The sequence below is a fragment of the Flavobacterium sp. SP2 genome (genome assembly GCF_057626655.1).
In genome coordinates, this window is the sequence record NZ_JBVHBT010000002.1 from 159,128 (window position 1) to 185,048 (window position 25,921).

Sequence of the window (25,921 nt, forward strand, 5' to 3'; positions counted from 1 at the left end):
AATAAAAAGTATGTCAAATCGTAGAAAATTTATAAAAACTGCAGCTATAGGCTCGGTTGCAATTGCTTTAAATTCATTCAAATCTAAAGAAGATGCACTACCCTTTTCTGATGGGAGAATCAATAAACCAATTGTACTTTCAACATGGAATTTCGGAGTAAAAGCCAATGAAGCTGCTTGGGAAATTTTAAAACATAACGGTCGCGCTCTTGATGCTGTCGAAGCTGGTGTCAAAATTCCAGAAGGCGATCCAACCGAACGAAGCGTTGGATATGGCGGAAGACCAGACCGGGACGGGCGAGTAACGCTCGATGCTTGTATAATGGATGAGCATTCAAATATTGGCTCAGTAGCATGCTTAGAACATATTAAACATCCAATATCTGTGGCACGCGCTGTAATGGAAAAAACGCCGCACGTAATGTTGGTCGGTGATGGCGCTTTACAATTTGCATTATCACAAGGGTTTCAAAAAGAAAATCTACTAGTCGAAGAATCAGAAAAAGAATGGAAAGAATGGCTTAAAACCAGTCAATACAAGCCAATTGCCAACATTGAAAATCACGATACAATTGGAATGATTGCTCTCGATAGTGCAGGAAATTTATCCGGTGCGTGTACCACAAGCGGTATGGCTTTTAAAATGCACGGTCGCGTTGGTGATTCACCAATTATTGGCGCCGGATTGTATGTTGATAACGAAATCGGAGCAGCAACAGCCACAGGTCATGGCGAAGAAGTGGTCAGAATAACAGGTTGCCATTTGGTTGTAGAATTGATGCGTCAAGGAAAATCGCCTCAAAAAGCCTGCGAAGAAGCGGTTTCTAGAATTGTGAAACTGACAAAAAACAGAGGTAAAAATCTTAAGGATATTCAAGTTGGTTTCATCGCTTTAAATAAAAAAGGTGAATATGGTTCGTATTGCATTCAAGGCGGATTTAATTATGCAGTAAATCAAACTTCTGGAAATAAATTGGTTGATGCGGATTACTTTTTGAAATAATGAAAAAATTAGAAATCGCTTGTTTCAATGTCAATTCTGCTGTAATCGCTCAAGAAAATGGAGCCGATAGAATAGAACTTTGCGCCGGAATTGAAGTTGGCGGTACAACACCTAATTTTGAAATCACCAATAAAGTCAGAGAATTAATCGAAATCGATTTGAATGTAATGATTCGTCCAAGAGGTGGAAATTTTGTGTATTCTGAAGTCGAATTTGAACAAATGAAACGTGATATCAGCGAATTCAAAAAGTTAATGGTAAACGGATTCGTTTTTGGAATTTTAAATGATGATAATTCGATAAATACATTTCAAAATACGGAATTAGTGAATTTAGCCCAACCATTTCCGTGTACTTTTCATCGCGCTTTCGATGAAGTTTCCAATATTTTTGAAGCGCTAGAAGAAATTATTGCATGTGGTTTTCAAACGATTTTAACTTCAGGTCAAGCTGATAATGTTGTGGATGGTGTTGACAAATTATCAAAGTTAGTTAAAAAAGCGAACAACCGAATTACGATTATGCCAGGTGGCGGATTGCGATCGAATACTATTAACTTTATTAAAGAGTTGACCGGTGCGACTTATTTTCATTCATCCGCAATTACCGATGGAAGTGACGTTGCTGATGCAATGGAAGTAGAACAATTAAAATCTAAATTGATTTCTTAAAAAAAGCAACCACTTCATTCAACGTTTCTTCTATAGTTTGGAACGAATAATTTAGCGTTGTGGTTATCTTTTCATTCGAAATTACATCGGTATTTTGTAGTGATTGTGCGGCGTATTTAGAAATTTTTCTTTCGGTTCTAATTATTTTTGAAAGAAACCAATCCATGCGCCAAGCTATATTTAACAACCAAGGTTTGGCTTCAATAGTTGGTTTTTTGGCGTTTATTTTGTCGGCAATTGTAAAAATTATTTCTTTATAACTTTTGTTCTCGGAAACTAAAATAAAACGTTCACCGCAAATAGTACTTTCCATTAATTTTTTCATGATACTAACCACATCAGTTACCGATACGTACCCTGAAGTTCCGTTGGTGTAAAAAGGAAACCCTTTTTGTACAGATGTAAAAAATGCTCCACTACCTTGATTCCAAAATCCTGCGCCAAAAATTACACCCGGATTTACGATTACCACTTGCAATCCTTCTTGTTGACCACGCCACACTTCCATCTCGGCACCATATTTAGAAATCGCGTAATCACTGTGAAACTTCTCTGGATTCCACTCGGTGGATTCGGTAATTATTTTTTCATGCGGTGCTAGATCGCCAAGCGCTGCAATGGATGAAACGTGACATAATTTTTGAACTTTTTTATCAATGCAAAAATTTACAATATTAGCTGTGCCTTGAATATTTACATTTCGCAATTGATTTTCGTCTTTAGGATTGAACGAAATACATGCGGCACAATGGTACACGTAATCAATATTCTGAAAAGCAATTTCTAGCGATGGAATGTCGAGAATATCAGCTTGAATCCATTCGATAGTGTCGAACAAGTGGCTTTTATCGTAGAGCTTAAAAAGTGCTTTGGTTTTTTCGATATTTTTTGGATTTCGATAAATAGCACGAATTGCATTTTCATTTTGGGATAAATGAAGTACCAAATGTGCGCCAACCAATCCTGTTGCTCCTGTGACTAATACCATTTTGTAAAGATAGGGTTTAAGAAATAAGTTTAAAAGTTTAATGGTTTAAAAGTTTAAAAGGAACGACGTTAAAATCATTTTTTTTAGGTAAGACAAAACCTATTTAGCCCTGATTGAAGTGGAAATCCTTTATTAACTCCGACAGAGTTTTGAACTCTGTCGGAGTTAATAAAGATTGTAACGAAAAGCAGGAATTACCATTACTAAAAATGCCCAAGCGATTCGCTCCTTCCTTCGACAAGGTCAGGATTATAAAAAATGAAATTGGCATTGCAATGGAGTTTCATTATATTTGCGCAAATTATTGGTACAAATGAAGAATTTAGTTGAAGAATTACAGTGGCGTGGTTTGGTTCACGACATGATGCCTGGAACGGAAGAACAACTTTTAAAAGAAATGACAACGACATATATTGGGTTTGACCCGACTAGCGACTCGTTGCATATTGGTAGTTTGGTACCAATTATTTTACTTGTGCATTTAGAAAAATTTGGTCATAAACCTATCGCTTTGGTTGGTGGTGCAACAGGAATGATTGGCGATCCATCGGGCAAAAGTGACGAAAGAAACTTGCTTGATGAGGAAACTTTGGAGAAAAATGTTGCTGGAATTAAGGCGGTATTGTCTCGTTTTCTTGATTTTAACTCGAGTGCGGCAAATGCTCCGATATTGGTTAATAATTACGATTGGATGAAAGATTTTTCGTTCATCAATTTTGCTCGCGATGTGGGTAAGCGCATTACTGTGAACTACATGATGGCGAAGGATTCGGTAAAAAAACGTTTGAGCGCCGAAGGAGAAGGAATGAGTTTTACCGAGTTTACGTACCAGTTGATTCAAGGTTACGATTTTCATCATTTGTACAAAGAATACAATTGTCTTTTACAAATGGGCGGAAGCGACCAATGGGGTAATATTACAACTGGAACAGAACTAGTTCGCAGAATGAATGGCGAAGGTGCAAAAGCATACGCCATGACTTGTCCGTTGATTACGAAAGCAGATGGTTCTAAATTTGGAAAAAGTGAAGGCGGCAATGTTTGGTTGACTACCGATAAAACTTCGGTTTATAAATTCTACCAATTTTGGTTGAACACGACCGATGTTGATGCTGAAAAATACATTAAGATTTTTACCTTTTTGGATAAAAGTGTAATTGATATATTAATTGCTGAGCACAATGAAGTGCCTCATTTGCGTGTTTTGCAAAAACGTTTGGCTGAAGAAGTAACCAAATTTGTACACGGTGAAGAACAGTATGAAAAAGCAGTTGAAGCATCGAAAGTATTATTCGGAAATCCTACAATGGATGACTTGAAACAACTAGATGAAGCGACTTTTTTAGAAGTTTTTGAAGGTGTTCCACAAGCAGAAGTTGCCATTGCTGATGTAGAAATTGGAATAGGAATTGTGGATGTTTTGAACGAGAAATCGGGTTTTTTCAAATCGAATGGTGAAGCAAGACGCGCATTGACTGCAAACTCAATTTCTGTAAATAAAACTAAAGTTTCAGAGGAATTTGTATTGTCATTGAAAGATTTGATAAACAATGAATTTGTATTGCTGCAAAGCGGAAAGAAAAATTATTTTGTTTTGCGTGTGGTTTAATTTCATAACTTTACTTTAAATAATAATTTTAAATTATGGAAACTCAATTTTTAACTGACGAAAAGGGAAACAGAACTGCAGTTTTGCTACCAATAAAAAAATACATTAAACTTATTGAGCAACTGGAAGATTTAGAAGATGTAAAGTTGTATGATGAAGCGAAAAAAAATGATGATGGTTATAGAATTTCTATAGAAGATTACATGAAAACTAGAAATTTGAAAAGTGATTTATAAAGTAGAAATTAATAAAGTTGCTCGAAAAAAATTAGATAAAATGTCTGATTCTATTGTTGAGCCAATTTTGAAAGCAATCTACAACTTAGCTGAAAATCCTCGGCCACAAGGTTATAAAAAGTTGACAGGAAGATCTGGATTTAGAATTAGAGTTGGAAATTACAGAATAATCTATGAAATTATTGACGATATTCTATTAATTGAAATTATAGATTTAGGTCACAGAAAAGATATTTATGAATAAATCAAAATCCCATTTTTTAACAGATTGGGATTTTTTTTATTCCTTAAAGTTAAGTTCTACCTTATTCGAATAATAATTACCTTTCAAGAAGTTTGGATTTTTCATTATACTTTCAAGTTCATTTTTAGTTAATCGGTCGCCAAATTCTTTCTTCAACAACGATAATTCTAGTTGAAGATAATACTTTGAATCTTCGTTTAAATAGTATTCTAAATCGTGGCTTTTAACATAACGTTTCTTGTCCCAATTAATTTTTTGAACAAACCGTTTTGTTTCATTTGGCTTTAGAACGAATATAGAATTCATAATTTCTTTATTTTTCTTATTCCATGCATACAAAGTATCAAACCTCATCTTTTCAGACTCCAAAATGATTGAATCTCGCTTCTTTTTCATATATTCTTGCAAGGCATTTGGATTATTTTCATCCAATTTAAGAACAGTTCTATTAGTCGTAAATATTTGATTGACATCAAATGGAATTTCATTTTGAAATAATCTATATGTTGGAACATATTGCATCGCACTTGCAGCACTTGGAATGAATTTTTTCGGGTTTAAAAAGAATGAAACTTCATTATTAGACAAGTTCTCAATGTGATAAATTATTGTAAATTCACGGTCTCGAAATTCTTTAGAATCAATAGAAGTGATGGAATCTATTTTAATTTCAATAGCACGATTTTGGCTGAACGACCAAAAACTTACTAGTAGAAAAAGTAGTTTTAATTTCATGGTTATTCTTTAAAATTAAGTTCAACTTGATTGGAACGCACAATTCCTTCAAGAAAATTAGGATTGTCTTTCATCTTTTTATACTCTTCTTCAGAGAAAAAATATTGAAATTTCTCTTTTGGTAAGTTCATTGAAAGTTCAAGAAAAAAAGTCGCATTTTCATCGATGTAATATTCTAAATCATTTATTTTAAAGTAGCGCACTTTATTCCAATAGTAAAATTCGGTAAAATCTTTACTTTCATTAGGTTTTAAAATGGTAACCGCACTTTTTACATAGTCAAAATCGTTGATTTTAAGTCGCTCTTCACGTCGCGCTTTAAGTTCTTCCATTTTTTTTGCCAATGCTTTTTCATATTCGGCGTTATACGCTTTTTCGTCTTCGGCAAGGGTTTTAGCTTTTGAAATTTTATCTATTTGTAAAAATTCCACGTTTGATTTTAGACTAATTTCATTTCTGGCATTTCCGTTTTCGTAAATAACTGGTAAAACAATTGGCTTTTTTACATCGGGATAAGATGTATTTATTGGATAGTAACTATTGATAAAGGTAATGTCTTGATTTGTGGTGTTTTTAAGGTGATAATTTACTTTAAACGTCCTGTAAGTAGCAAGAGAATCGGTAAACGAAATAGCATCAATTTTTAGTTCAAGCGAATTGATTTGCGAGAAAACTAGTGATGAATAAAGTAGCAAGACGACACTATTTAGTTTCATACTTTTATTCTTTAAAATCAATTTTTACTCTGTTAGAAACAAATTCACCTTTAACAAAATTTGGATTTGCATTAATTTTTATCAAATCTTCTTCCGACAATTGGTCTTTGAAAAGATTAGTTTTTAAATCCAAAATCAATTCAATTTCTATCCTGTTTTTTTCGTCCAAGTAAAATTCTAAGTCGTCATTTTTTATAAATCGATTTTTGTCCCAAAGTGTTTTTATTGTGAATAATTTTGTTTCATTTGGTTGTATTACTATGATGTTGTCCAATAATTTTTGACGGTAATAAACCCATTGAAAGTCGTCACTCTTTCCACCTTCATTTTTGTATTTTTTGTAAACATCCATGGCTGCATTAGATTGCTTAGTTTGAAAGTTTTTTGCCAATTCTTTAGCTTTATCGGACGTTTTGTCTTCTATTTTAGCATAGGCTAATTCGTCATCGGTTTCATATTCAAAAAATGGTCCATCCATATCTTCAAATACACCGTTTTGATACATTTTATAAACCGGATAAAGTGTTAACGAACTTGCAGCATGTGCGATTAATGCATTGGGAAGTAGAAAAAAGGAAAGTTCTTCGTTGGTCTTATTTTCTATTTGATAATTAATATGGTATTCTGCTTTCCATGAATCGTTATCAATTGTAGTAATCGAATTTATTTTAACGTCCAGTTTTGGACTTTGAGCCAATAACGAAAAGGATATAAAAAACAGTAAGTAACTTATTCGCATAAAAAAAACATTTGTAATTTATAACGAAGGAAGTAAAAAAATATTACAAAACCATCAAATTGCAACCCCGAATATCAGAATTATCAAATCTCCCTAAAACTTCGAACGAATTGTTAGCATATTTTTTTCCTAAATCTTGCGTTGCAAGGAACGAACACGAGTTGATGTTAGCCAAATCAATAACATTTATACCGCCAGTTTTTCCGGTTTGTACGTACGTTAATGCATCTTCGGTGTCGCGAATTAAGATATTCATCCAATTGGGACATTGGAATATTCCAACGCCAAGAGAATAAGCTTGCGATAACAATTCGGTCATTCCGTATTCCGAATGAATGCTGGAAACACCAAAACCATTGCATAAAATTTCATGCAATTCTTCGCGAATGAGTTCTTTTCGTCTTCCTTTCATACCGCCGGTTTCCATGATTATGGTATTTTTTAATTGAAATTTTTGAAGTTCAATTAAATCCAATAAAGCATAGGTCACTCCAATTAGAAGTACGTTTTTCCCTGAAGAATCGAGTTCGATAAGTTTCGATATTAGCTCGTTATAATTATGCAAATAAAAGCCGCTTTCTTCGTTGTTTGAAAGTTGAATTAAATCTTGAACCATGTAAATTAAGGATGATCCTTGTCGTTCTAAATACGACGGTAACAAGGCCAAAACAACATAATCTTCGATGTTTCCATAAAATTCTGAGAACGCATTTCGGTAACTTTCTTCATACCAACTTACATCCGTAATTAAATGTTTACTAGTAATCATTCCGGTTGTTCCACTACTGGTGAAGGTTTGCTGAATTGCTTCTGAAGAAGATAAAACATCGTGACTTTTAAAAAACTGTATGGGTAAAAAGGGAATTTGTTGAGTCGATTTCACACTGCCTTTTTCAACGTTTAATAAATCACAAAACTCACGGTAAACAGTATTGTTATCGTATTGAAAACGAAATACTTTGAGTGCTATTTTTTCAAATTGCTTTTGTGTTGAAATGGTGAATATGTCGGTAGCGGATATCAAACTATTTTTTTGCAAATATAATCAACCCTTTCCGGGTTTAAAACTCTGAAAGGGTTTTATTAAAAATAAAAAAAGCCCTAACTTTCGTTAGAGCTTTCTGTATAATTTAAAATTAATTATCTGATAACTAATTTTCTTGTAGCAGTTTTACCTTCTTCTGTAACTTTAACGATGTAAACACCAGCGTTAAGGTTTGCAACATTAATTGCAGTGTTAGAAGTTGTAACGTTTAATACTTGTTTTCCTAAAACGTCGTATACAACTACATTTCTTTCAGCATTTGCATCTGTAGTAATGTTGAAAGTACCGTTAGTAACTGGATTTGGGAAAACGTTTAATCCTGAGATTGAGTTTTGGTTTACTGATAAATTAGGACTATAAGAACCAATATTAACAATAGTTTGAAGTTGTGCTCCTGCAGGTGTTAAGCAGGTTCCAGCAGTATCTAAAGTGTTAATTGGTGCAAACGTCCAATTTCCAATAACAAAAGTTCCATTCGGAGTTGTTCCATTGTTTCTTTTAGCATATGTATCTAACCATTCCCATGCAGTACCAGTACCATCAACATCACTAACACCAAATTGATCTATTACAGCAGATGTAGCAGTATTGATAATTCTTAAACGATCATCACCATTTAAATTAACGACACCATTTTCAACTGAGTTTGCAGCAGTTATGTTAGGGAATTCTGCAGTTGCTATTGCAATGTTTCCTCCGGTTTGTATAACATATATGAATGAGTTAGTTCTCGTTCCAAATGAACTTAAATCTAATGCAGGAACTGTCCAAGTTGTATTAGCATTAGTCTGATTTTGCAATGAAAATTGAGTAAAATCTACTGCACCATTTGCATAGATTTCACAAACTTTTGGATATCCTCCTGGGCATGGTCCATCTACAACAGCAGTTATAACTGGAACTTGTCCAAAACTAAAAGAAGTTAAAGCAATAAATAATAAAGAGTAAATTTTTTTCATGTTTTTTTTTATTAGATTAGACCGCAAAGATAAAGACAATTTTTAGAAGTAAAAATTATCAAAGTAAAATAAAGGTTAAATTTGGCAAAGTTTAACTATTTCACAATCAACTTTCTAGTTGCTGTTGCGTCGCCTTCTTTAATTTTAATGATGTAAACACCTGGAGAAAGATTACCAATATTTAACTCTTTAGTAGTTAAAGTGGCTTGCAATACTTTTTTTCCAAGTACATCAAAAATAATTACTTCTTTATCTTCAGCAGATTTAGAGGTAATGTAAATCTTACCATTACTTACTGGATTTGGGTAAAAGTTTAGACCATCAATAGACGTATCTTGCGATTTTGAAACTGGTTTTCCTTCTTGCGCTACTGCTGTAGAAGCTGACAGGCAAAGGAAAAATAATAAAGTATATAAGTAGTTTTTTGTCATGAGTTCTATTTGGTTATTACAAATATATAAAAAATGTAATTCAAATACTGTACCAAAACAAAAAAATCCCTCGGTTTGAGGGATTTTAGTATTTATTTAGTAACTTTTTTAGTTAAAAGTATAACCAGTCCAAGTTAAAACTGAAGTGTTAGCACCACCAGTTGTTCCAGCAGAAGCATTAACTGTTGCAGCATTCGAACCAAGGTTGTTATCTGCTAAGTTTAAGTTAGTTCCAGTTCCAACTAAAGTTATTGTTGTACCAGTAGCAGCAGAACCTAAAGAATCTGAACAGTCTACTAAATCACCAGGAGCTGGAGTTGTAGTACCTTGCTTAACTAAACAATTAGTTATTGTAGCTTTACTTCCTCTTCTGATTTTGATGATATCGTTTAAAGAAACTATAGAGTTGTTTACAAAAGTAACATTAGTTACAGTTACATCAGATTGACCAGCTTGAGTTGGAGATAATCCGTCTAAGTTTCCGTCTGCTTCAATTCCTCTTGGATCTGCAGTAATATCATTAAATCCTAATTCTCTAACATTATAAGCGTTATCAATTGTTCCTGTGTAACCTTGAGTCCAATCTAACATATCATCTTTAGCGTTAACTACAAGTACATTAGTTACATTTACTGATCCACCGAAAAACTCGATAGCATCATCATCACCGTTTAAAGAAGCAATGTTGTTTACAGTTGTTCCGTTTCCAACTCCGTAGAAAGTAATTCCGTTAAATTCTTTTTCTCCGTTAATTCTTGCACCAGTGTACTCAACGATAACATAAGAAATTGTTCCAGAGTTGTCATTATTTACAGTTCCACCGTAAGTAAAATCAACAACCTCAGTAGTTGCAGTTCCACCACCACTTAATGGAGCTTTACCCATAATTAATAAACCACCCCAATCTCCAGAACGCTTGTTAGATGCGTTAGAAGTAAAACGAATTGGAGCTGCAGCAGTTCCAACAGCGTTAATTTTAGCACCTTGCTCTACAGCAACATAAACAGCAGTTCCACCAGCTGTAGCTTTAAAAGTTGTTCCTGGTTGAATTGTTAACGTGTATGGACTTTTAACCACCAATGCTCCGTTTAGGATGTACTCACCAACTGGTAAAGTAATATCAGCACCGATATCTCCTTTTAAATCAGTTGCACTGTAATCTGCATCTGTTAATGAAGAGATAACACCGTCTAGTGTTGGTGTTGTTGAATTGTTGTTGTCGTCATCACTACTACAACCTACAAAAGTTGCAGCCAATACCGAAAGCAAAAGAAATTTTTTAATTGTTGTGTTCATGTTTAAATAGTTTAATTGTTGTTATTAAAGTTTGTTTTTATAAATTCCAATAAATTCCAAAGCTTGCAAAAACTCCTTTTTTGTAACTGCTTACAATAGTATCAGTAGTGGTGTTATTTTGCGTTGTTTCTTGTGTTAATCTGAAGTTCGGGTTTAATATATTTCTTAATGATAAATTAACTCCTAGTTTATTTTTGATGAATTCGAATTTGTTTACAAAATCCAATGTTGGAACTGATTTTTCTACGATATTCTGATTGGTAGCCGTTCCGATTGAATAAATTTTATCGTAGAAATAATTGAATACTAATGAAGTAGTCAAACTGTTTTTAGGATTTGTAAAGTTATAACTGATGTCAGAGTTGATTAACAATGGTGAAGCACCTTCAAGTTTATCTTCTGAATTCGTTGGCTGTACAGTAAGATTATCATTGTTGTTATCGATGATTTTTTGGTTTGTATATAAGTACGATAGGTTCAATCCAAAAGCTAAGTTTTTGGTTTTTGTATCACTTTTAACATCAATTATCGATTTTCTAGCTTCCAATTCAAATCCTGTTGCAAATGCATCACCAAAATTTACATACGACAACTCATTGGCAGCTGAAGCAACACGAATTCTGTTGATTGGATCTTGTATTTTTTTGTAAAAAGTTCCTAATGAAATAATTTCTTTGCTAGAAAGGTAAAATTCGTATTTAAGGTCGAAGTTCAAGTTGGTTGCAGGAACTAAATCTGGATTACCAAAACTTGAGAAATTCACATCTTCATACAAGAAAAGCGCTGTTTCTTTAAACTGTGGGAAGGTATAAGTTTGACTTGCAGCAAATCGAACAATATTCTTCTTATCAAACGAATACTTTGCAGTTAAACTAGGTAAGAAATAATCTTTTTTGATTAAGGAAGGATCAACAGTTAAATCATTTACACTGCTTGAAAGGTTGGTATCCCAATCCACTTTTTGATCCACATTTTCATATCTAAAACCAGCTTGAACCGTTAATTTTTCTGAAAACGGATACACTACCTGAGTGTAAGCTGCCATGATTTTCTTTTTACCAATGTAGAAAAATGGGTCAAAAGCATTAGCTCCAGTTCCTCTACCTGTAACAATTTCGAAATTTCCATTAGATAAACCTGCTTGATTAAATACAGCATCTGGATTATTAATATCGATTGCTGTAGTATTGTCAGCAAAATCAAAATTGAATTGGGTATAATTAAATGTTCTTTCAGTATTTCTATAATTGGCTCCAAAAGAAATTTTCTTAACCAAATCAGCCTCAGGATTAAAAGTATATGTCAAATCTAATTTTGCAGCTAAATCATTTTCGTCTAAGGTTGAGAAAAAACGATTGTTCAAAGCGACACTGTTCGATCCTACTACATAATTATTGGTTCCATCTGTACCATCATAGTCATAATCATAAGAATTGGTTCTTCTGTCTGGTTCTGAACCTCTAACTGTATTGTATGAAAAACCTGCTGATGTTTCTAATTTAGGAGAAAACTTATATTCAAATAATAACTGATTTGAAAGTAAATTATTATTGTTTACTTGCTGTCTTCTAATAAAAGAGTTGGTTGCAAAATCATTATCGTTAATACTTGTAGTAAATCCGCTGTAATCACCAACACTTTGATTGCTATCGTGAATGTACAACGCATTATAAGTTATGCTTTTTCCTGTTCCAAACTTATATTTAATATTTCCTAACGCAGCCTGAGAAGCTACATAATCGTATTTCTTAAAATCCAAATCTTGTTTAGAACCTCCTTGAGAATTTACTTGTCTTACAATTCCTTCTTTGTAAATAAAATCACTATTTGATAAAACAACACCAAAAATGCTTAAAGTTTTATCAGTTCCTATTTGAAATTTTCTACCTCCAACAACTGAAAAATTATAATTAACTAAATTATTTTTTTCTGATGGCTTGTAACTGTTATCAAAATCGTATGAATTTAGATTAGTAAGAGGAACTCCCGAACCATTTTTTAGCGTACCAAAGTAGTTGTATCCATCGGCAACCAAAAAGTCAGAATTTAATGTATTGGAATTAAATCCCGATCCAACTGCTAAGCTCAATAATTGTTTTTGCTCTAAATCTTTAGACGCAATATCAATGTTTGCTCCAGCCACATCTCCGTAAAGATTTGTACTGAACGTTTTGTTTACATTTATATTTTTAATGATATTCGTAGAGAAAAATTTCAACGAAATGTTCTTATATTCCGGATCTTCAGAAGGTAATGGAAGTCCATTTAATGAAGTAGAATTGTAACGATCTCCTAAACCTCTTACAAATACATTCTTTACTCCTTCTTGTTCAGCAACACCAGCAGTTTTAGCAACTGCACCAGCAGCATCACCCACTCCTTTTCTTGATAATTCTTGTGCGCCAATAGCTTGTTTCATATCAACAGCATTTTTCTGTTCTGACAACAAAGCTGTTTCTTTCTCTCTGTTAGTAACTGCTCTTTTAACAACTACATCTTCAAGTTTATATCCACCAGATCCAAGAGCTTTACTTACTTTTACATCTTGTCCTGCAACAACAGTTACTGCAACTTCTGCAGATTCGTATCCAACAAAACTAAATTGAATTGTGTAATTTCCTGGAGCAACTGATAAGCTGTATTTTCCATTTTCGTCAGTTGAAACTGAATTTGGAGTTCCTTTTAAAATAACGTTTGCAAATGGCAACGGTGAATTGTTAGAATCTTTATCGGTTATAACTCCAGAAATTGTACCTTTGGTTTGCGCGAAAGAAAAGATACTTATAAATAGAGCTAAAAATAATAATTTAAATTTCATTACGGTGTTTAGTTAAAAATTTGATGCAAAGAAACTACCATAATGTAAAGTCGATGTTACTTGCATTTTATCATTAGGTTTGGTAATTATTATCTTAATGTTAACACATTAAATTTGAGTTAACAAGGTCTGAATTTGATTAAATATGCTATATTGTACTATATTTACATTCGCAAAACAGCATAAATTTTTGCTTTATGAAAAAAAAAGAAATTAAGATTTTATTGGTTGACGATGAACAAGATATCCTAGAAATTGTTGGTTACAACCTTACTCAAGAAGGATACAAAATTGTAACAGCTAGCAATGGTAAAGAGGCAATTGCTGTGGCAAAAAAAGAACATCCGCACCTTATTATTATGGATGTAATGATGCCCGAAATGGATGGCATGGAAGCTTGTGAAAACATTAGAAAAATACCAGAACTTAGCAATACTATCATCACTTTCTTAACTGCAAGAAGCGAAGATTACTCTCAAGTAGCTGGTTTCGATGCTGGCGCTGATGATTACATTGCAAAACCAATAAAACCAAAATTATTAGTAAGCAAAGTAAAAGCGTTATTACGAAGATTGAAAGATGAAACTCCAATTTCTGAAACACTAAACGTAGGTGGAATTGTAATAAATCGCGAGGAATACAAAATTATCATGAATGATAATGAAATCGTGCTTCCAAGAAAAGAATTTGAATTGTTTTACTTACTAGCTTCTAAACCTGGAAAAGTTTTTAAGAGAGAAGAAATCCTAGATAAAGTTTGGGGTAACGAAGTTATTGTTGGAGGTAGAACTATCGATGTTCATATTCGAAAACTTAGAGAAAAAATTGGCGAAGACTTGTTTAAAACCATTAAAGGAGTTGGATACAAATTCGAAGTTTAATTTTATTAAATAGAGCACATTACAATTTTTAGAAATAGTGTTTACATTTGTATACGAACTATTTAATTGTTGTGCCAATATTATGAATTCACTCAATTTTAAAAAAACATACAAGTTTGCAGTAAAGTCTGCCTTGTACATTACACTATTCTCAACAGGATTGGTAGGTGGATTATTATATTTGTTTTTTACATTTTCACTACTTTTTTGTGTAATCTTCTTTTTTATAATTGGCATTTTTTCGTTTTTTGTAATTCAATATCGAGTGGAACACTTCATTTATCGTCGTGTTAAGAAAATTTATGACGATGTTTCTTTGTTAGATTCTACAACCTTAAGAAGCCAGCCCATTACTACCGATATGGCAACTTTAACAAGAGAAGTTAAGAAGTTCGCTACCGATAAAAAACTAGAAATCGAAACCCTAAAAGTTCGTGAGGAATACCGTAGAGAATTTCTTGGAAACGTGTCACACGAATTAAAAACACCACTTTTCACGGTTCAAGGATACATATCTACACTTATTGATGGTGCAATGAATGATAAATCATTGCGTAAAAAATATTTGGAACGTGCCGAAAAAGGTGTTGAACGATTGATTTATATTGTGAACGATTTAGATATGATTTCTAAATTTGAAATGGGCGATTTAAACCTTGAGTATTCTGAATTTAATATTGTAGAATTGGTTCAGAATGTATTTGATTTGCTAGAAATGCAAGCCGACAAAAAGAATATAATTCTAATGTTCGACCGCCGCTACAGCAAAGGTTTTAATGTGTTTGCCGATAAAGAAAAAATTGAACAAGTTGTTACAAACCTAGTGATGAACTCCATCAAATATGGAAAAGAAAATGGCACAACCGAAGTTACGATCGAAGATTTAGTAAAAAACAAGATCATTGTTCGCATTCGTGATAATGGCGAAGGAATTGAAAAACAAAATATTTCACGACTTTTTGAACGCTTTTTTAGAGTTGATAAAAGTGGTGCAAGAACCGAAGGTGGTTCAGGACTTGGACTTTCAATTGTAAAACACATTATTGAAGGTCATGACGAAAAAATTTATGTGGAAAGCGAATACGGTAAAGGTTCCGAATTTTCGTTTACCCTTGAAAAAGTAAAAATAGTTCGTCCCAATTATTAATAGAATTTATTTTAGGCAAGCCTTGGTATAATGGCACAGATAGTAAATCTTCCATTTTAAAATTATCTTGTTTCGCCATCGGTACTAAACCTTGTTTTTTTAACTTTTTAGCCAAATATTCTTGTTCAAATTGTCCCGGTGTTGGAATAAAAAATGCTTTCTTCTCTAGTTTTACCAAATCCATGATAGTTGTATAACCCGATCGGCACAATATTGTTTCACTTTCATTAAATGTTTTTTCCAACTCTTTGGTTTGCATGAAATTATAGTACGTGATGTTTTTTCGCTCGATTTTCGTTTGTTCTGATTCAACTTTGCCTTTCACAAATACCACTGTTCCTGAATAATTATGCAATTCGAAAATTAATTTTTCTTCGAGCAATGTCCGTTGTGGTTCTGGTCCAGAAAGTATAATCATTAAGTCGTACTTTATCGGAATTTCTTGTTTTTCTAATCGGCTTAAAACTCCGATGTATTTTAAATGTAGGTCTGATTTGGACAAATGCCCAAGTTTGCCTGTAAGATTCGGAATTTCTTTCACATCTGGAACCCAACATTCTTCAAATTTTCTTATAAAATGCTGATGTATTTTGCTAGAAATCCATGTAGTTTTTCCGGATAACACGTTCAATTGATGTGTTATGAATACTGAAGGAACTTTTTTAGAATGAACTCCGAGTCGGTTGTCAGAAATGATTCCACTAAGCTCATATTCTTTAATCCATTGTTTGACAATTTTTTTCTCAGTTAGAATTGCGTTAATGGTTTTGGGACTATTTTTAATAAGTTTCCATTTGAAATTAGACGCTTTCTTGGCATACTCTATATGGTACGATGGCAATTCTAATGTTACTAAATCAGGGAATTCCTTTTTTAAAAGCGCTAAAGCCACACCATCGGAAGCGAGAATCGGATTGAAACCGTTTTGAAGTAATGCGTTTATAATTGGTATGCATCGTGTGGTATGTCCTAAACCCCAATTGAGTGGTGCAACAAGAATGTTTTTCATAGTTGAAAAGTAGTAAAATGATTGGTCTTGTAACCCTGTTTGCAACTGCAGACACAAAAGAACCATTTGTTTCTAAAAAATAAAGTAAAGATAAGTTAATAGTTGGTAGTTTATATTTCCTTAATTTTGCCAAAACATTAAATTTAATCGTGGGAAGTAAGAATAAGTTAAAAAGATTTAAGGAAAACGATACGTTTGGTAACGTTTTTCAGCCAACTAGAGAAGACGTTGTAGGTGATTTATTTGCCTTAAAAGGAAAATGGAATGCCGATTTTTTCAAAAATGACAATCCAATAGTAATAGAATTGGGTTGTGGAAAAGGCGAATATTCGGTTGGATTGGCAGCTCAATTTCCTGATAAAAACTTTGTTGGTATTGATTTGAAAGGTGCTCGATTTTGGCGCGGTGCGAAAACTGCTGTTGAAGACGGACTTCATAATGTAGCCTTTGTGCGAACGCAAATTGAACTTATAGATCATATTTTTGACGCACAGGAAGTTGATGAAATATGGATTACTTTTCCCGATCCACAGATTAAATATAAAAGAACGAAACACCGTATGACGAATTCGGAATTTTTAAAATTATATAAGAAAATTCTTAAATCTGATGGGATTGTAAACCTAAAAACTGATTCTGAATTTATGCACGGTTACACACTTGGATTACTTCATGGAGAAGGTCACGAGGTGTTGTATGCCAACCACAATGTGTATGTTAACGAAGGCTCGCCTAAGGAAGTTACTGATTTTCAAACATTTTATGAAAAACAATATTTGGAAATTAACAAAGCAATTACGTATATTCGTTTTAAGATAAAATAGATTAATGTTGATGGTTATCAGTTTTTTATTAAGCGAATACTGATACTTAAAACTGCGAACTGATACCATGTGCCTACTTTTTCCCTTTATTTTTGGTTTTCTTGCTGCTTCAGTTGGGGTTTTTCCACCAGGATTAATAAATATGACAGCCACTAAAGTGAGTTTAACCGACGGAAAAAAACAAGCAATGATGTTTGTTCTCGGTGCATTAATCATCATTTTTTTTCAGACCTACATTTCGGTTTTGTTTGCTTTGTATATTGAGCAACATCAAGAAATTGTAGTTTTATTGCGAGAAATTGGGCTTGTAGTTTTTGGGTCTTTAACCGTTTATTTTTTAATTTTTGCCAAGAAACCAAAAGTTAAAACAGATGATAATCTTAAAGTTAAAAGCAAGCGCAGCCGTTTTTTTATGGGAATGGTAATCTCGGCCATTAACTTCTTTCCAATTCCATATTATGTACTTATAAGCATAACCTTGGCATCTTACAATTTTTTTTCTTTCACAACTTTACCCATTTGCAGTTTCGTTTTCGGAGTTGTCGTTGGGTCGTTTATGATATTTTATTTGTATGTAGTTTTCTTTAATAAAATGAAGACCAAAACCGATTTTTTTGTAAACAACATGAACAAAATCATAGGAAGTATTACGGGTTTAGTAGCCTTGATTACTTTGATAAATGTTGTGAAATATTATTGTAATTAATTAATACTGTGTCAGGAAAAACCAATAATAACGATAATTTCTTCGAACGTGTTTACGAAATTGTACGTCAGATTCCTGAAGGAAAAGTAACATCGTACGGCGCAATTGCAAAATGTCTTGGCACTGCTAAATCGGCACGAATGGTTGGTTGGGCAATGAATGCAAGTCATCATCTGGAAGACGTACCAGCGCATCGTGTTGTAAACAGACAAGGATTGCTGACTGGAAAAATGCATTTTGACGGCACTAATTTAATGCAGCAGCTTTTAGAAAACGAAGGAATCAAAGTTGTGGATAATCAGATTGTGGATTTTGAAAAGCACTTTTGGCAACCAACGATGGATTTGTAATTATTTACTAATTCTTTAAAAATTTACAAATAATTACAAAAATTACTCAACCAAACAAATCACAAAATTAGTTTTATAATCTTCGTTTTGAAATGCCAAATAACCGCCGTGCGCTTCAACAATGCTTTTAGATAATGTCAATCCAATGCCCGCGCCTTCTTTTCTAGTAGTAAAAAACGGAAGAAAAATCTTGTCTTCAATTTCAGTGTCAACTCCGTTTCCAATGTCGCTTATGGTTATAAAGACGCGTTTTTCTTTTACTTCGGCAGCAATTGTAATTTGCTTTTCTTTTCTTTCAGAAAGCGCATAAATACTATTGGTAAGCAAATTAATAAGCACTTGCTCCATTTGATTTTTGTCTATTTCAAGCCATCTTTTAAATGAAATCTCATTGCTAATTTGTATTTTTTCTTGTTTAAAAATTGGCGCCATTAGCTGTAAACTGTCGTCAATAAGTTGCGATAATTCTACCTTTTCTTTTTTAGGAGTAGGCAACATAGCCAGTTTTCTATAGCTTTCTACAAATTGTTGCAAATGATCACTACGGTTGAGCATCGTAGCAACACTTTGCTTCATATCTTCTAAGTCTTCTTGGGAAAACGATTCTTGCTGTACTAATTCGTGCAAATTTTGCGAAAGCGAACGAATCGGCGTAAGGGAATTTAACAACTCGTGTGAAATGACTTTCATCAAATTTATCCATGCTTCTTTTTCTTTCTTTTCGATTACTTTTTGAATAGAATCTAATAAAACAATGTAGTAATCTTGATTGTAGGTTTTGCTTCTAGAAGACTGCATCACAAACGTTTGCGTGTCTTGATTGTTCACTCTTATTTGTAATGATGTTTTAATTTCTTCAAAATTTTGCTCTTCAATAATGCCACAAAGTGAGGGCAATTGATTTCTTAGATAACTCCATTTAGATACTTTTGGAACCGTAAAATGCTTTGAAAAATAATCGTTCATCAAAAAAATAGACCAATCGTTTTCTTCTTTTTTCAGAATCAATATTCCGGTTTCAATGTTGTTTAAAATCGATTGATAAATGAGGTCTTTCGAAACTTGCTCGTTTTGTTTTTGCTTTAAATTATTGAAAAGCTTGAACAAACTCGCGTAATTTTTAAATGATTTATGTCTAGAAAAATCGGCAGAAAAATCATTTTGTAAAATGGCTTCGATGGTTTTATCGTAAAGAAGAAAGGCGTTTTTGATATACAAATACAACTCAATTAAAAGTAACAAAACAATAAAAAAGGAAAATACCGCGGTATAAATAAGATTTTTTTCTAGCAAATAAAAACTGACTCCAATGCCAAAAACGATGATTAGCAACCGAATGAAAAGTTGATTGTAAATTTTAAAGGATTGAAACATAGCTTTAGTTACTAATATTATATTTTTCCATACGTCGGTATAATGAAGCTCTAGATAAACCTAATTCTTCGGCAGATTTACTAATATTTTGATTGTTCTTCGCTAACACTTTTTCAATAGTATTTTTTTCGATTTCTGACAGCTGTAAATCGTCTTGAGTTTCATCATACGAAGTGATTTCTTCCAAATCCAAATCGGATGCTGAAATAGAATTATTTTCACACAAAATGATGGCGCGTTCAATCTTGTTTTCCATCTCACGGATATTTCCGTTCCAAGCGTGTTGCTCAATTTTTGTTAAAGCAGTTTCGTCAAAAACAATTTCGTTTCTATCATATTTATCAATCATTTTCTCCAATAAAAATTGCGCCAGCGGAATTTTATCTTCCTTGCGTTCTCGAAGCGGTGGCAAAATGATTTCCATAGTATTGATGCGATAATACAAATCTTCACGAAATGTTTTTTGGGTCACTTCTTGCTTCAAATTTAGATTGGTAGCAGTAATAATTCTAACATTTAATGGTCTCGGTTTCGATTCGCCCAATCTTGTAACAGTTTTCGTCTGAATTACTTGCAACAGTTTGGATTGTAAATGCAATGGAACATTTCCTATTTCATCAAGAAAAATAGTACCATTTTGTGCCATTTCAAATCGTCCAGCAGTATCATTTTTCGCATCGGTAAAGGCGCCTTTTGCATAGCCAAATAATTCACTTTCAAAAATAGAATCACTCAACGAACCCAAATCAACCGCCATAAAAGTGTTGTTTTTACGCTCCGATTGTTGATGAATATAATTTGCCATTACATATTTTCCGGTTCCGTTTTCGCCTAATATTAGAACGTTGGCATCTGTTTTAGCCACTTTATCAGCAAGCGAATACGCTTTTTTTATGTTTTCAGAATTTCCAATAAAAAACGAATCGACAACTTTTTTGTCATTTTTTTTCTGAAGCTTTCTAGATTCATCAACAGCTTGTTTTACAACGGCAACTAATTTATCGTTTTCCCAAGGTTTCAAAACATAATCGAAAGCGCCACTTTTTAAACCTTCAACAGCGGTTTCCACTTTACCAAAAGCGGTCATTAAAATCACAATAGTTTTGGGCGAAAGCGTTTTTATTTCTTTCAAAAGATACAAACCTTCGCGACCGTCTTCAAAGCCAATTCGGTAATTCATGTCCAATAAAACCACGTCAATTGGATTTTCGGCAAGTAATTTCACTACGTTTTTGGGATTGTTCAACGTGTGAATTGTTTCAAAATGTTTCTTCAAAAGCATCTTTGCTGCAAAAAGAATGTCTTCCTGATCGTCTATTACTAATAAGTTGGCTTGTGTTTTTTTCATTTGTTTTTTTCACACGAATTACACGAATCGTCACGAATTCTTTTCTTTAAATTTAAATACACAAATTTTACCAAAATCTATCAATTTGTGAAAATTTATGTAATTCGTGGTTAACTTTTTTAATTCAGGCTGACCTTAGTTTTTGTTCACTGTTCGTTTTCGTACAAAAGGTGTTCGATTATGAACATTTTGCAAAAATTAAAATTACATAAAGCTACTAATAATCAGTTAGTTGTGAATTTTAAGTTTTTGGCACAAAATTGCTTATTACTTATTCAAAATATCACCAATGGACACGGTCATCACTCGTAAAAATAACAAAAAAAAGTATTTAATTATCGCTTTATCAATCTTTTTGATTTTGGGTTACTTTATAGTATCATCACTAACTAAAAAGAGAAGTTTGAATGTAAAAAAAGAAGAGATTACAATAAAAACCGTTGAACAAGGTTTTTTTGAAGATTTTCTTGTTTTTCAAGCACGAGTAGAGCCAATGAATTCGATGTTGGTCAATATTATTGAAGGTGGTGCGGTTCAAGAGATTTATGTTGGAAACGGCGATATGGTTGTAAAAGGCCAGCCTTTGGCGCGATTGTACAATCCAAATTCGGAGTTGAATTACATGCAACAAGAAACCGCAATTATTGAACAAATTAACAATTTGAACAAAGCCAAACTCGATTTGAGAAATCAAGAGCTCAATTTGGCCAAAGATTTAATTTCGATAGAACATGATTATCTGGATGCCAAAAATTTATTTGATTTGAACAAAAAACTATTTGAACAAGAAATTTTGGCAAAGAACGAATGGCAAATTACACAAGAGAATTTCAGGTTTCAAAAAGAGCGCATGAACATCATTAAGCAAAGTGTTACGAAAGAAAAACAGGCGAATCAAATTCAAATTGGACAACTCAATCAATCGATTGCTATTATGGATAAAAGTTTGTCGATTTTGAGAAGCAACAAAAAGAATTTTCTAATCACGGCACCACAATCGGGAAGGCTTTCCTCTTTTGAACCAATATTGGGAAAAACCTACACACAAGGCTTAAGTATTGGAACTATTGATGTTATGAAAGGGTATAAATTGGTCGCCGACGTTGATGAATTCTATTTGGATAAAATAAAAATGAATCAAAAAGGAACTGTCGAATTCAACGGAAATCTATTGAACATTGAAATTGTAAAAATTATTAAAGAGATAAAAAATGGTCAATTTCAAGTGGAATTGAATTTTGCTTCAGCAGAAAACATTGATTTACAACAAGGATTAAGTTTTGGCGTTCGATTGAATTTATCCGAAAAAACGAAATCAACTTTACTTTCCAAAGGAAGTTTTAATCAAGAAACCGCAGGAAAATGGATATTTGTAGTAAACGGAAATTCTGCCGAACGAAGAACCGTAAAATTAGGAAGAGAAAATCCGTTGTATTATGAAGTTTTAGACGGATTGAAAGTTGGCGAAAAAGTAATAACATCATCGTATAAAGATTATACAGAAGTTGCCGTCTTGAATTTGGAATAGTTAAATTTCAAAAATCAATTTCAATTTCAAAAGTCAATTTCAATTTCAAAAATTAATTTTAAAAAAAATCTAGTAATTCTCATATCTAAAATCGTTAATCAAAAATCAAAAATCTTATGATAAAAATCAACAATCTTTCTAAAGTTTTTAGAACCGAAGAAGTAGAAACCAAAGCACTTAATGAAGTTTCAATCACAATCAATCAAGGCGAATTTGTTACCATTATGGGCGCATCAGGAAGCGGAAAATCAACACTTTTAAATATTGTTGGTCTTTTGGATGGTGCGTCTAGTGGAAATTATCAACTTTTAAATCAGGAAATGATTGGTTTAAAAGAACAAGAAAAGTCGAAAGTTAGAAAACAAAATATTGGATTCATCTTCCAAAATTTTAATCTAATTGATGAACTTTCAGTATATGATAACATCGAATTACCTCTTATTTACAACAACGTTTCTTCTTCTGAAAGAAAGAAAAAAGTAGAAGCGATTGCAGAACGATTGGGGATTTCGCATCGATTAAAGCATTATCCTCAACAACTTTCTGGCGGTCAACAACAACGAGTAGCTGTGGCAAGAGCGTTAATTAACGATCCGAAAATAATTCTTGCCGACGAACCAACAGGGAATTTGGACAGTAAAAACGGTAATGATGTAATGGAATTACTAACCGATTTGCATGCGCAAGGAAGTACGATTTTAATGGTTACACACTCCGATTATGATGCTTCTTTTTCGCAAAGAACTATTTTCATGAAAGACGGAATTGTGCTTTCTGAAAAAACAAACAGCCGGAATATTGATGTTTTAGTAAAACAATAAAGACTGGAACTAATGCTAAAAAATTGGATAAATATATTTTTATATCACATCAAAAACAATAAGTTTTTTACGGCTTTGAATGTTTTGGGATTGAGTATTGGCATCGCAGGATTGATTTTCGCAATCTTATACTGGAACGACGAACACAGTTATAACAATTGGAATCCCAATAAAGAAAGGGTTTTCCTAGTGGTCAATAATCTTGGTGATGATGTTGTTTGGGCAAATTCACCAGGACCAGTTGGTGCGAGTTTGCAAAACAAAACCAATGATGTTGACTCACATTGCTATTTGAATTTGGGTTATTATGATGAACTTGTTCAGTATAACAATAAAAAAGAAAAATTTGTAATTACAGATGCACAAAATAACTTCTTTGAATTTTTTCCATTTGAATTTATAAAAGGAAATCCGAAAAATTGTCTTTCTAAAACGAGTGTTGCAATTTCAGATGTGGTTGCCAAAAAATTATTCGGAAATGAAAACCCAATGAACAAAACCATTGACTATTCGGGAAGAAAATTAGCAGTTAAAGGCATTTATATATCAAACAGAAAATCAGCAATTGCACCCGAAATGGTAACTAACTTTATTGATGATAAGTTGAAACCAGAAAATAATCCTTGGGGGAATTTTAATTTTGGGCTTTTTGTAAAACTTAAAAACATCGATTCAAAACAAAAAGTTGAAGGAGTAATTGAAAAATTGCATTATGAAAACAATTTACTTCGATGGGCAAAAGATGAAGGATTAACACCAGAAGAATATTTAAAAAAATATGATGAAGAACCTATGAAGATAGTTTTAGAGTCACTACAAGATTCTAGACTTCATTCAATTACAAATGATTATCCCGAAGGTAAAGGAAATTATCAGTTTTTAATGATTATGATGGGATTATCAATTTTAATTTTAGTTCTTTCCATTGTAAATTACATCAATCTTGCTACTGCAAATGCTATAAAAAGAGCTAAAGAAGTAGGTGTTCGCAAGATTATTGGTGCATCAAAATCTAATATAATCAAGCAATTTATTTTCGAAACGATACTAATTACAACATTTTCAATTTTATTGGCCTTAGTGATTGTAGAATTATCATTACCCTATTACAATGAATTTCTCGGAAAAAAAATAGTCATTTTTGGAAGTCAATTTTACGCTCAATTGGTAGTAATTTTTATCATAACCATTGGTGTAGCCGGAATTTTCCCAGCCGTTTATGTCTCTAATTTTGAAACTTTAAAAGTTCTCAAAGGCAATTTCGGAAGAAGTAAAAGTGGTATTTGGTTGCGAAACGGTATGTTGGTTTTTCAATTTGCAATTGCTACTTTTTTTATTATTGGTTTTTATATTGTTTTTCAACAAATAAAATATATTTCTAATAAAGATTTAGGATTTAAAGGCGACCAAGTTCTTTCTATAAATTATAAAAATAAATATGACTGGAAAGAGGAAGGTTATAAAGAAAAAGTGTACAACCGATATAACATGGTTAAAGCAGAGATTTCTAAAATTAATGGAGTGCAACAAGTAGCAACTGGAGCTTTTTCTTTTGGAATTGGTTCAGGCAGTTCTTCAAGTTTCCAATATAAAAGTATAAATATCCAAGGACAAAATATGGGTATTGACTTTGGCATGTTAGAAATGATGCAAATCAAAATCAAAGAAGGAAGGAGTTTATCAGAAAAATTTGCTTCGGATACCATTAACTCAATGTTGATAAATGAAACAACAATGAAAATGATGGGTGAAAAAAATCCGATAGGAAAAGAAATAGATTGGAATGAAAAAAAATTAAAAATAGTAGGCGTTGTAAAAAATTTCAACTTATATGGTCCACAAGCTGAAATTCCGCCGATGGTTTTTTTCCATTTTAAAACTATAGACTGGATGTTGCAAAACAGCAATAAAATTCATGTGAAAGTAAAGGCAGAAAACATGGAACAAACCTTAGCAGACATCGAAAAATTCTGGGTAAAAAGTGTTGATGGTGAGGAACCTTTTACATATGATTTTGTGGATAAACAATATGCTCGAACTTATGAAACCTATGTAAAGCAAAAGAATTTATTTTCATTATTAAACGTAATTGTAATCTTAATAGCACTCTTCGGATTGTTTTCATTGGCATCATTTTCAATTCAAAGACGCATGAAAGAAATCGCTATCCGAAAAACACTCGGAGCAGAAACGAATGTGTTATTAAAAGAATTATCAAAACAATACATCGTTTTTTGTGTAATCGGATTTCTAATTGCTGTATTTCCAGTATATTATTTACTGAATTTATGGTTGGAGAATTTTGCTTTCAGAATTGATATTTCAATTATTCCATTCATCGTCGGATTTATTGTTTTACTGATTTTAACCTTAGTTGTGGTTTTATCAAGAGCTTATCAAGCAACAAGAATTGATATTCTAAACTATTTAAAATACGAGTAAA

The 25,921-nt window shown here is 32.6% G+C and carries 25 protein-coding genes; 13 read left to right on the plus strand and 12 right to left on the minus strand.

Annotated features, from left to right (window positions below; all coding sequences use genetic code 11):
* Positions 1 to 10: 10 nt before the first annotated feature.
* The gene (locus ACZ098_RS05150; protein WP_487310671.1) at positions 11 to 1,003 is read left to right on the plus strand and encodes an isoaspartyl peptidase/L-asparaginase family protein; all 993 of its coding nucleotides are present in this window, start codon (positions 11 to 13) and stop codon (positions 1,001 to 1,003) included.
* Positions 1,003 to 1,674: a copper homeostasis protein CutC gene (locus tag ACZ098_RS05155; protein ID WP_487310672.1), complete on the plus strand. Its 672-nt coding sequence runs from the start codon at positions 1,003 to 1,005 to the stop codon at positions 1,672 to 1,674. The genes ACZ098_RS05150 and ACZ098_RS05155 overlap by 1 nt, the downstream gene beginning before the upstream one ends.
* On the opposite strand, the gene ACZ098_RS05160 is transcribed toward ACZ098_RS05155, so the two are convergent.
* The gene (locus ACZ098_RS05160) at positions 1,658 to 2,662 is read right to left on the minus strand and encodes an NAD-dependent epimerase/dehydratase family protein (RefSeq protein WP_487310673.1); all 1,005 of its coding nucleotides are present in this window, start codon (positions 2,660 to 2,662) and stop codon (positions 1,658 to 1,660) included. The genes ACZ098_RS05155 and ACZ098_RS05160 overlap by 17 nt on opposite strands.
* A gap of 313 nt (positions 2,663 to 2,975) precedes the next feature.
* On the opposite strand from ACZ098_RS05160, the gene tyrS reads away from it, so the two are divergent.
* From tyrS to ACZ098_RS05175, 3 genes are read left to right on the plus strand one after another with little or no spacing between them, the layout of a single operon-like run.
* Positions 2,976 to 4,271, plus strand: a complete 1,296-nt coding sequence (gene tyrS, locus ACZ098_RS05165) for a tyrosine--tRNA ligase (RefSeq protein WP_487310674.1) — start codon at positions 2,976 to 2,978, stop codon at positions 4,269 to 4,271.
* A gap of 35 nt (positions 4,272 to 4,306) precedes the next feature.
* On the plus strand, positions 4,307 to 4,507 hold the full coding sequence (locus tag ACZ098_RS05170) for a hypothetical protein (protein WP_487310675.1): 201 nt from the start codon (positions 4,307 to 4,309) through the stop codon (positions 4,505 to 4,507).
* Positions 4,497 to 4,751, plus strand: coding sequence for a type II toxin-antitoxin system RelE family toxin (locus ACZ098_RS05175; RefSeq protein WP_487310676.1), 255 nt, complete (start codon positions 4,497 to 4,499; stop codon positions 4,749 to 4,751). Before ACZ098_RS05170 ends, ACZ098_RS05175 begins: the two co-directional genes overlap by 11 nt.
* 36 nt (positions 4,752 to 4,787) lie before the next feature.
* Here ACZ098_RS05175 and ACZ098_RS05180 read toward each other — a convergent pair whose 3' ends face one another.
* The 8 genes from ACZ098_RS05180 to ACZ098_RS05215 all read right to left on the minus strand — a co-directional run bounded on the left by ACZ098_RS05180 (position 4,788) and on the right by ACZ098_RS05215 (position 13,490).
* Positions 4,788 to 5,486 carry a hypothetical protein gene (locus tag ACZ098_RS05180; protein ID WP_487310677.1) on the minus strand — a complete coding sequence of 233 codons (699 nt, stop codon included), beginning with the start codon at positions 5,484 to 5,486 and terminating at the stop codon, positions 4,788 to 4,790.
* Positions 5,487 to 5,488: 2 nt separating this feature from the next.
* The gene (locus ACZ098_RS05185; protein WP_487310678.1) at positions 5,489 to 6,202 is read right to left on the minus strand and encodes a hypothetical protein; all 714 of its coding nucleotides are present in this window, start codon (positions 6,200 to 6,202) and stop codon (positions 5,489 to 5,491) included.
* A gap of 4 nt (positions 6,203 to 6,206) precedes the next feature.
* Positions 6,207 to 6,941 (minus strand): hypothetical protein, encoded by a 735-nt coding sequence (locus ACZ098_RS05190; protein WP_487310679.1) that lies wholly within the window; start codon positions 6,939 to 6,941, stop codon positions 6,207 to 6,209.
* A gap of 43 nt (positions 6,942 to 6,984) precedes the next feature.
* A complete protein-coding gene (locus ACZ098_RS05195; RefSeq protein WP_487310680.1) occupies positions 6,985 to 7,965 on the minus strand; it encodes a LuxE/PaaK family acyltransferase in 981 nt (326 codons plus the stop codon).
* A 116-nt stretch (positions 7,966 to 8,081) separates the two neighbouring features.
* Positions 8,082 to 8,945: a T9SS type A sorting domain-containing protein gene (locus ACZ098_RS05200; protein ID WP_487310681.1), complete on the minus strand. Its 864-nt coding sequence runs from the start codon at positions 8,943 to 8,945 to the stop codon at positions 8,082 to 8,084.
* 95 nt (positions 8,946 to 9,040) lie between these two features.
* Positions 9,041 to 9,376, minus strand: coding sequence for a T9SS type A sorting domain-containing protein (locus ACZ098_RS05205; RefSeq protein WP_487310682.1), 336 nt, complete (start codon positions 9,374 to 9,376; stop codon positions 9,041 to 9,043).
* A 108-nt stretch (positions 9,377 to 9,484) separates the two neighbouring features.
* Entirely contained in the window at positions 9,485 to 10,672 is a 1,188-nt protein-coding gene (locus tag ACZ098_RS05210) for a hypothetical protein (RefSeq protein ID WP_487310683.1), read from the minus strand.
* Between the two features lie 37 nt (positions 10,673 to 10,709).
* Complete coding sequence (locus ACZ098_RS05215) at positions 10,710 to 13,490, minus strand: TonB-dependent receptor (RefSeq protein ID WP_487310684.1); 2,781 nt, start codon at positions 13,488 to 13,490, stop codon at positions 10,710 to 10,712.
* Positions 13,491 to 13,687: 197 nt separating this feature from the next.
* Between ACZ098_RS05215 and ACZ098_RS05220 the strand changes: the two genes are divergently transcribed.
* Both ACZ098_RS05220 and ACZ098_RS05225 read left to right on the plus strand, forming a co-directional pair.
* The gene (locus ACZ098_RS05220) at positions 13,688 to 14,371 is read left to right on the plus strand and encodes a response regulator transcription factor (RefSeq protein WP_487310685.1); all 684 of its coding nucleotides are present in this window, start codon (positions 13,688 to 13,690) and stop codon (positions 14,369 to 14,371) included.
* Between the two features lie 82 nt (positions 14,372 to 14,453).
* A complete protein-coding gene (locus ACZ098_RS05225; protein ID WP_487310686.1) occupies positions 14,454 to 15,518 on the plus strand; it encodes a sensor histidine kinase in 1,065 nt (354 codons plus the stop codon).
* Here ACZ098_RS05225 and ACZ098_RS05230 read toward each other — a convergent pair.
* Positions 15,478 to 16,527 (minus strand): glycosyltransferase, encoded by a 1,050-nt coding sequence (locus ACZ098_RS05230; protein WP_487310687.1) that lies wholly within the window; start codon positions 16,525 to 16,527, stop codon positions 15,478 to 15,480. The genes ACZ098_RS05225 and ACZ098_RS05230 overlap by 41 nt on opposite strands.
* A gap of 149 nt (positions 16,528 to 16,676) precedes the next feature.
* Here ACZ098_RS05230 and trmB point away from each other — a divergent pair, with 149 nt between their 5' ends.
* From trmB to ACZ098_RS05245, 3 genes are all read left to right on the plus strand, one after another.
* Positions 16,677 to 17,351 carry a tRNA (guanosine(46)-N7)-methyltransferase TrmB gene (gene trmB, locus ACZ098_RS05235; protein ID WP_487310688.1) on the plus strand — a complete coding sequence of 225 codons (675 nt, stop codon included), beginning with the start codon at positions 16,677 to 16,679 and terminating at the stop codon, positions 17,349 to 17,351.
* Between the two features lie 67 nt (positions 17,352 to 17,418).
* Entirely contained in the window at positions 17,419 to 18,057 is a 639-nt protein-coding gene (locus ACZ098_RS05240) for a LysE family transporter (protein ID WP_487310689.1), read from the plus strand.
* A gap of 8 nt (positions 18,058 to 18,065) precedes the next feature.
* Positions 18,066 to 18,407, plus strand: coding sequence for an MGMT family protein (locus ACZ098_RS05245; protein ID WP_487310690.1), 342 nt, complete (start codon positions 18,066 to 18,068; stop codon positions 18,405 to 18,407).
* 42 nt (positions 18,408 to 18,449) lie between these two features.
* Here the strand turns inward: ACZ098_RS05245 and ACZ098_RS05250 are convergent, their stop codons facing one another.
* Both ACZ098_RS05250 and ACZ098_RS05255 read right to left on the minus strand, forming a co-directional pair.
* A complete protein-coding gene (locus tag ACZ098_RS05250) occupies positions 18,450 to 19,625 on the minus strand; it encodes a sensor histidine kinase (protein WP_487310691.1) in 1,176 nt (391 codons plus the stop codon).
* Positions 19,626 to 19,785: 160 nt separating this feature from the next.
* Positions 19,786 to 21,129, minus strand: coding sequence for a sigma-54-dependent transcriptional regulator (locus ACZ098_RS05255; RefSeq protein WP_487310692.1), 1,344 nt, complete (start codon positions 21,127 to 21,129; stop codon positions 19,786 to 19,788).
* Between the two features lie 289 nt (positions 21,130 to 21,418).
* Here ACZ098_RS05255 and ACZ098_RS05260 point away from each other — a divergent pair, with 289 nt between their 5' ends.
* From ACZ098_RS05260 to ACZ098_RS05270, 3 genes are all read left to right on the plus strand, one after another.
* Positions 21,419 to 22,657 (plus strand): efflux RND transporter periplasmic adaptor subunit, encoded by a 1,239-nt coding sequence (locus ACZ098_RS05260; RefSeq protein ID WP_487310693.1) that lies wholly within the window; start codon positions 21,419 to 21,421, stop codon positions 22,655 to 22,657.
* Positions 22,658 to 22,773: 116 nt separating this feature from the next.
* Positions 22,774 to 23,478 carry an ABC transporter ATP-binding protein gene (locus ACZ098_RS05265; RefSeq protein WP_487310694.1) on the plus strand — a complete coding sequence of 235 codons (705 nt, stop codon included), beginning with the start codon at positions 22,774 to 22,776 and terminating at the stop codon, positions 23,476 to 23,478.
* Positions 23,479 to 23,490: 12 nt separating this feature from the next.
* Complete coding sequence (locus ACZ098_RS05270; RefSeq protein WP_487310695.1) at positions 23,491 to 25,920, plus strand: ABC transporter permease; 2,430 nt, start codon at positions 23,491 to 23,493, stop codon at positions 25,918 to 25,920.
* Position 25,921 lies beyond the last annotated feature (1 nt).

What these genes read in the sequence shown, in the direction of transcription:
- ACZ098_RS05150 (WP_487310671.1), top strand. Translation starts at nt 11, where the DNA reads ATGTCAAATCGTAGAAAATTTATAAAAACTGCAGCTATAGGCTCGGTT.
- ACZ098_RS05155 (WP_487310672.1), top strand. Translation starts at nt 1,003, where the DNA reads ATGAAAAAATTAGAAATCGCTTGTTTCAATGTCAATTCTGCTGTAATC.
- ACZ098_RS05160 (WP_487310673.1), bottom strand. Translation starts at nt 2,662, where the DNA reads ATGGTATTAGTCACAGGAGCAACAGGATTGGTTGGCGCACATTTGGTA.
- tyrS (WP_487310674.1), top strand. Translation starts at nt 2,976, where the DNA reads ATGAAGAATTTAGTTGAAGAATTACAGTGGCGTGGTTTGGTTCACGAC.
- ACZ098_RS05170 (WP_487310675.1), top strand. Translation starts at nt 4,307, where the DNA reads ATGGAAACTCAATTTTTAACTGACGAAAAGGGAAACAGAACTGCAGTT.
- ACZ098_RS05180 (WP_487310677.1), bottom strand. Translation starts at nt 5,486, where the DNA reads ATGAAATTAAAACTACTTTTTCTACTAGTAAGTTTTTGGTCGTTCAGC.
- ACZ098_RS05185 (WP_487310678.1), bottom strand. Translation starts at nt 6,202, where the DNA reads ATGAAACTAAATAGTGTCGTCTTGCTACTTTATTCATCACTAGTTTTC.
- ACZ098_RS05190 (WP_487310679.1), bottom strand. Translation starts at nt 6,941, where the DNA reads ATGCGAATAAGTTACTTACTGTTTTTTATATCCTTTTCGTTATTGGCT.
- ACZ098_RS05200 (WP_487310681.1), bottom strand. Translation starts at nt 8,945, where the DNA reads ATGAAAAAAATTTACTCTTTATTATTTATTGCTTTAACTTCTTTTAGT.
- ACZ098_RS05205 (WP_487310682.1), bottom strand. Translation starts at nt 9,376, where the DNA reads ATGACAAAAAACTACTTATATACTTTATTATTTTTCCTTTGCCTGTCA.
- ACZ098_RS05210 (WP_487310683.1), bottom strand. Translation starts at nt 10,672, where the DNA reads ATGAACACAACAATTAAAAAATTTCTTTTGCTTTCGGTATTGGCTGCA.
- ACZ098_RS05215 (WP_487310684.1), bottom strand. Translation starts at nt 13,490, where the DNA reads ATGAAATTTAAATTATTATTTTTAGCTCTATTTATAAGTATCTTTTCT.
- ACZ098_RS05220 (WP_487310685.1), top strand. Translation starts at nt 13,688, where the DNA reads ATGAAAAAAAAAGAAATTAAGATTTTATTGGTTGACGATGAACAAGAT.
- ACZ098_RS05225 (WP_487310686.1), top strand. Translation starts at nt 14,454, where the DNA reads ATGAATTCACTCAATTTTAAAAAAACATACAAGTTTGCAGTAAAGTCT.
- ACZ098_RS05230 (WP_487310687.1), bottom strand. Translation starts at nt 16,527, where the DNA reads ATGAAAAACATTCTTGTTGCACCACTCAATTGGGGTTTAGGACATACC.
- ACZ098_RS05240 (WP_487310689.1), top strand. Translation starts at nt 17,419, where the DNA reads ATGTGCCTACTTTTTCCCTTTATTTTTGGTTTTCTTGCTGCTTCAGTT.
- ACZ098_RS05255 (WP_487310692.1), bottom strand. Translation starts at nt 21,129, where the DNA reads ATGAAAAAAACACAAGCCAACTTATTAGTAATAGACGATCAGGAAGAC.
- ACZ098_RS05260 (WP_487310693.1), top strand. Translation starts at nt 21,419, where the DNA reads ATGGACACGGTCATCACTCGTAAAAATAACAAAAAAAAGTATTTAATT.
- ACZ098_RS05265 (WP_487310694.1), top strand. Translation starts at nt 22,774, where the DNA reads ATGATAAAAATCAACAATCTTTCTAAAGTTTTTAGAACCGAAGAAGTA.
- ACZ098_RS05270 (WP_487310695.1), top strand. Translation starts at nt 23,491, where the DNA reads ATGCTAAAAAATTGGATAAATATATTTTTATATCACATCAAAAACAAT.